The organism is Bacillus sp. JJ1562, assembly GCF_036962705.1.
Taxonomy (GTDB): Bacteria; Bacillota; Bacilli; order Bacillales; family Bacillaceae_L; genus Ferdinandcohnia.
On sequence record NZ_JBALOQ010000062.1, the window covers coordinates 1,402 to 7,279 of the forward strand.

At 36.7% G+C, this 5,878-nt stretch carries 8 protein-coding genes; 7 read left to right on the forward strand and 1 reads right to left on the reverse strand.

Annotation, left to right across the window (positions count from 1 at the left end; genetic code table 11):
- The coding region (locus V7097_RS24720) for a response regulator transcription factor (protein WP_335706298.1) at positions 1-457 on the forward strand (457 nt) is incomplete at its 5' end.
- Positions 454-1,458 (forward strand): sensor histidine kinase, encoded by a 1,005-nt coding sequence (locus V7097_RS24725; RefSeq protein ID WP_335706299.1) that lies wholly within the window; start codon positions 454-456, stop codon positions 1,456-1,458. The genes V7097_RS24720 and V7097_RS24725, both read left to right, overlap by 4 nt.
- Positions 1,459-1,616: 158 nt before the next feature.
- Here the strand turns inward: V7097_RS24725 and V7097_RS24730 are convergent, their stop codons facing one another.
- A complete protein-coding gene (locus tag V7097_RS24730) occupies positions 1,617-2,456 on the reverse strand; it encodes a tyrosine-type recombinase/integrase (protein ID WP_335706300.1) in 840 nt (279 codons plus the stop codon).
- Between the two features lie 125 nt (positions 2,457-2,581).
- Between V7097_RS24730 and V7097_RS24735 the strand changes: the two genes are divergently transcribed.
- The 5 genes from V7097_RS24735 to V7097_RS24755 all read left to right on the forward strand — a co-directional run.
- Positions 2,582-3,058: a hypothetical protein gene (locus V7097_RS24735; protein WP_335706301.1), complete on the forward strand. Its 477-nt coding sequence runs from the start codon at positions 2,582-2,584 to the stop codon at positions 3,056-3,058.
- Positions 3,059-3,157: 99 nt separating this feature from the next.
- Entirely contained in the window at positions 3,158-3,607 is a 450-nt protein-coding gene (locus tag V7097_RS24740) for a hypothetical protein (protein WP_335706302.1), read from the forward strand.
- A 228-nt stretch (positions 3,608-3,835) separates the two neighbouring features.
- Positions 3,836-4,174, forward strand: coding sequence for an ArsR/SmtB family transcription factor (locus tag V7097_RS24745; protein ID WP_335706303.1), 339 nt, complete (start codon positions 3,836-3,838; stop codon positions 4,172-4,174).
- Between the two features lie 2 nt (positions 4,175-4,176).
- A complete protein-coding gene (locus V7097_RS24750) occupies positions 4,177-4,641 on the forward strand; it encodes an SRPBCC family protein (protein ID WP_335706304.1) in 465 nt (154 codons plus the stop codon).
- Between the two features lie 927 nt (positions 4,642-5,568).
- On the forward strand, positions 5,569-5,878 hold a 310-nt coding region (locus V7097_RS24755; protein WP_335706305.1), incomplete at its 3' end, for an acyltransferase family protein.

The following is a 5,878-nucleotide window of genomic DNA, read 5'->3' on the forward strand; positions in this document are numbered from 1 at the left end:
AAATATTCCCATTATTTTTTTATCTGCTCGCAATGATATCGATAGCAAACTAAAAGGTTTAACAATTGGTGAGGACTATATGATTAAACCTTTTGAACCTCGAGAGCTATTACTAAGAATTCAGAAAAAACTAGATAGTCAGTATGGTCAATTTACGCAAATCAAACATTTATTTATTGATGCAGAGTATACAAAAGTTTTCAATCATAACTTGCATAATGAGGTTATTCTTACGGCAATTGAACGGAAAATATTCTTCTACTTATATGAAAATCGGGATCGGATTTTAACTAAAGAACAATTCTTTGACTATTTATGGCAACTTGAAGATAGAAACCCTAATATCCTGAACGTGCATATCAAAAAAATTAGAACAAAAATCAATGATAAACAGGGTGAGATTATTCAAAATATATATGGAGAAGGGTATAGATTAAATACCTATATAAAGAAATGAAATTAAAAAGGAAATACCAGTTATTATTATTTTCCGCTATTATTAGTGTCCCGTTATTAATACTAATGATTAGTGTTCTAATGTCAGTGATTTATAATATTGTCTCAAAGAATAGCAACATTCCGTTCCATGAATCGTATGCCTATCCAACGATGCTGATTCTATTTTTAATGTCTTTCTTTATATTAGCTTTTTTGTTTTCGAGATCGATTAATTCACTTTTAAATAAAATAAATATTTTGAATAAGGCAATTCGGGAATTAGCTAGTGATGACAAAATAATTCCCAATAAAATAGAGGTTAATAGTGATGATGAAATAGGAGAATTAATTAGGTCAGTCAATCTATTAATTGAAAGAACAACATTTAGAGAATTAGAGCTTAAACAGCAGGGGGAAATAAACAGGGAACTTTTGACTAAATTAAGGCATGATATCAATACACCTTTAACAGCAATAAAATTACAATTGTTTTATTTAGAGGAAGAATTTAAGGATCAAGCACCAATATTAGAATCATTAAATAATCAAATTCAATATATTGCAGGTTTAACCAATGAATTTAATTTACAATCCACTGATACGTTGGAGAGTTCCTATGTTGTAAAAGATGAAGTAAATATAAACGCCTTATTAGAAAATATGGTGAATAAATGGAACTATTTATATAGTATACATAATATCCAACTAATATATAAACATGTAGATAATGATTTGGTATGGGTTAGCAATGGTCTGTGGCTCCAAAGACTATTTGATAACATTTTTCAAAATACGTTAAGACATTCAAAAGCTAATAAATTTGAGATAAGTATTGATAATCGTGTTGTTTCGCTCCGAGATAATGGAATTGGCTTCGATATGAATAATAAAGGTATGGGACTGGGATTAAAAATAATTGACGATATAGCTAAGACACTTAATATAAAATATACTATACACTCAAGTAATAAAGGGACTTTATTTTGTTTTACGATAGAAAACAATATATTTCTTAAATAAGAAGGTATCCTTTTTGGATTAAACCAGAATATTTAAACGGATTAGATTATAATAAAGAGAAGTGAAAACACAGATTGTGAATGATTCTACTTAAACTATAGGATGCAATAGTTTAATGGAGCAACCAGTTATAAAAACAAGTTGCTCCAATGGATTTGTTAGAAATATTTTTGATAAAACTCCTTCCTGAGACGACCACTTAACTCAGCATATATTCGAGTAGTTTCACTTTTCTCATGTCCCAACAAACTCTGTATCACTTCAATGGGTGCACCATTATTTAGTAAGTGGGTTGCATAACTGTGTCTCAGTTGATGCGGATGGATTACTTTATTAATACCTGCCCGTTTTGATATTCGTTTAATGATATATCGCATTTGTGCTTTGCTCATTCGATGAGGATGTCTTTCAGTTACAAAGATAGCTGTATCATTATCTTCTCGGCTTTCTATATATCGTTTGAGCCAAATGTCACATCGAATATTAAAATATACTTCTCTTTCCTTATCACCTTTCCCCTTAACGATGGCAGAATGATTAGACCAATTAATGCTATTTTTATCGAGTGTTACGATCTCACCAATTCTACAACCTGTTGAAAACATAAACTCAAATAAAGCTTTCTCCATAGGTGTAATGCAAGCTTCTCGAAGATGTTCAATCTCCCTTTCTGTTAAAAATTTTGGGATTCTTTTCCCAACCTTTGGCTCTTTAATTTTGGCTGCTGGATTTTTACTGATATGTCCTTGTTCATGTGTCCATCGAAAGAGCGATTTCATTGAACGAACACGATGAGCTAGTGAAGAGGGTTTTAATGTTTTGCTAGACTTGGAGAGGTAAGCTTTTAATTGCTCTGTTGAAAGTAAATCAATTTCTATATCTCCAAAATGACGAATTAGTAAGTTGACCTGAAGTTGATATGCTTTTAAAGTTTGTGGTGAAAATCCCTCTATTCGCTTATCCGATTCATACGTTTCCCATGCTTTTGATAATAACAAAATATATCTCTCCCTTTAAACTTCAATTCTTAAAGGAATTATTGACCTGATTCTAGAAATTTAAACGGAAGATACTATTAAACTATCGAAGCAGTTTAGTTTCATAAACAAACAGGAGGTTTATTGTGAAAAAAGGCTTAAAGAGGATAATAATTGTTACTATTCTCGGATTATGCGGATTATTGTTGTTTTATATTTTCTTTGGTCAGGGATATGTTTACGCTAAGAAATATGCAAACAGACTTTTAGAATATAAGTTACCTGAAAAAACAGAAGTCATTGAACAAGATTTTAGTTATGGAGTTCTATTTGGAGGTGGCCCACGGGGAAGTGGGGGTTATCCAACTCTTGTTACATACCAAAAGATTTCAACTAGACTAAGCGAAAAGGAAATTTTTGAACATTACAATACGAATGACTTCGAAATTTACTTCGAAGGTACAGAAGAGCTAAAGAAGAACAGCTATAACAAAATCTGGTACGAAGGATATATGAAAAGCGAAGATGTTTTGAGTTCAGAAGAGAATAATGAGGAACCAATTGAGGTTATTATTCAATATAGAACTGAATTTAGTTATCCCTTTTTCATAGACCTTTATTGAACTAATGCTGGCGTTTCATAAATAAGGGTCTCGCTCTCGCTGTTCCACTAACGGGGCAGGATTGTTTCATAAGAAAGTATAGGAAAGGGGAAGCATTTTATGACCCAGTATATTTATATTGCTTCACCAATGAGATTATCTAAAGGTTCATTCGGTTCAAATTCTGTATCTCCTGAACAACCGAATGTCTTTAGAAATCAATTAGATTTCATACATTTATATTTTGAAAATAATTACGATAGCAAATTAAAACGAAGATTTTCATATAGTCCACACTTCTCATACAATCATCAAGTGGCAGCTTACTCTAGTCACATTCCTTTAAATCTTCAATTAAAACGAACTGTGGAAGAAGAGAAATGTTTAACTATACTATATTCCTATCTTGAAGAAGCCATTCAAGCTAATGGGGTGGTAGAGTATTTTACTTGTTTGAGTGGTAAAGAAGACTTGGCACTTTCAAAAAAACGAAACGTTCATTGGCTGGACATAAAAAAACCTTATGACTTGGTTTTAGAGGACCGTGAGTTTTGGGAAATTACCTTTTAGAATCTAAACTCTTATTGCTTTAAAGGGTGCGATGTTCCAGGAAGGACTTCCGCCCTTTTTTGTTGAATTACTTCCTGAGATTAAATTCAGGAATTCTTTATTCGACTAACGGGGCAGAATAGTTAAACAATTTATTTGTCTTTGTGGTAAAATATGGAGAAAAATAATTGACATGAATACACATTGTAATATATATTTAATCATATCCTTAATTAAGGAGTTGTTTAATTGACTACGAAGGACACACTCAGCCTCATCTTCGCTGCGCTCGCCGATCCGACGCGCCGGAACATCCTAACCAGGCTGTCACAGAGGGCCGCGACAGTCGGGGAGGTCGCCGAGCTCTTCGAGATAAGCGCACCCGCGATCTCCCAGCACCTTAAAGTGCTGGAGCGAGCAGGGCTGATTGAACGCACAACAAACGCCCAGTGGCGGACCCTGACTATGCGTACCGAGCCTCTCGATGAGGTATCAGCCTGGGTCGAGAAGCACCGCCGTGAGTGGAATCAGCGCTTCGACGCACTGGAAGAACACCTCAAGACCATGATCACAAAGGAGGAACAATGAACATGTCAAATGATCACAAAGGAGGAACAACGAACATGCCCACATCTGAACCGGAGTTTACCATTACCCGCACCCTGAATGCCCGCCGCGAGCTCGTGTGGCGCGCTTGGACCGAGGATAAGCAACTCGCCGACTGGTTGCCTTCGACACCCCTAGAGACCATCTCCTTCGACGTTCGCGAAGGCGGACGCTACCGCTACACGATGGTCAACATCGAGACCAGCGAGGAGTATCCAACCGGAGGTGTGTTTCTCGAGGTCGTACCATACGAAAGGCTTGTTTTCACCTGGGGATATCCCGATGCTCCCGTCGAGAACTCCCCTGTCGTGACCCTAACCCTTATCGAACACGGCAACCGCACCGAGATGATTTTCCACCTGCGCGGATTCGCAGGTCACCCCGGCGATCAGTACGTGTACGACGGCTGGTCCGATGCACTCGACAATATTGTGAAAAAATATACTTAAACAAATGGGTGCGTTGATCCAAGAAGGATTAATGCACTTTTTTGTTGAAGTTATTTAACTAACGGGGCAGGTGTGCGGCCGAGCCTAGGTCGTATCATATAACGGGTGGGATTCCCGTCGAGTAAGAACTAGCCATTCACTCGTAGCGAGTCTTGGAGGGCTAAAGGTAACTTTAGTCTTTAAGCGTAGACAGTTAGGTGACGGGCCGAAAGCCAAATGGTTGAAGGGATAGAGCCCCATAATGTTAGTAAATCGAGAGGGCTGATGCTTTACCTGCAGCAGAAAGCAACATTTCATTCTTCGTATATGGCAAGAAGAATGAAACCTCTCTGGGGTCAGAGACCTTGGCACGTTACACATTGATATGATATGGCAACTCGGGAGACCCTATCGGTCTTTTCTTATTAGAAGAGTATGGTGTACAAGCGATACAAAGTAAGGAAACCAAACGCCGATATAGGGAGTCGGATAGCAGCGTAGTACCAATGAAGTTGGGTAATGCCGATGGAGGAAAGGCTAGCTACCAGTTATCACCCTTGCTAGGGACACATTTACTACACACAGAGGTAGGAATAATAAATGGAAAGAAGACTAGTAAGGATAGCAGAATTAGCAATATCTGATTCTAAAAGATTAGCTATATTTTGTGAATGGTAATTAGGAGGAGCCGTGTGCGTTAATTGCGCAAGCACGGTTCTGGGAGGGGGGAGAACACAATCTACCGTAAGGTAGAGAGGTTCTCTTCTACTCGACTAGTAGAAGTAGGAATTAACTTATTGTCTATATCACAGAAGGACGATAATGCAAAAAAAATGATTGATCAAGAATAAGAGATTATTAACATAAATGCAATCTTTTTCCAATAATGGTGAAATATACGTTACTATTATTTAAAGTATAACTTTTAATGGGAAAGGAGTTTTAAAGGTGAAAAAAGAAAGTGATCATTTATATTTCATCGATAATATAAAAATAGCTTTAATTATGCTTGTAGTAGCTCACCATGCTGGACAACCCTATGGACCAGGTGGTTGGTGGTATTTTTTGGATGATGAATCTATCAACTGGTTGGGCAGGTTTTTCTCTGTAAATGCAGCATTTTTTATGAGTATGTTTTTCTTTTTATCAGCCTATTTTCTCCCTCAATCAATCGCGAGAAAAGGGCCGGAACGGTTTTTAAAAGAACGGCTTATTAGAATTGGTATTCCATTACTACTGGGATTTCTCGTGATAATTC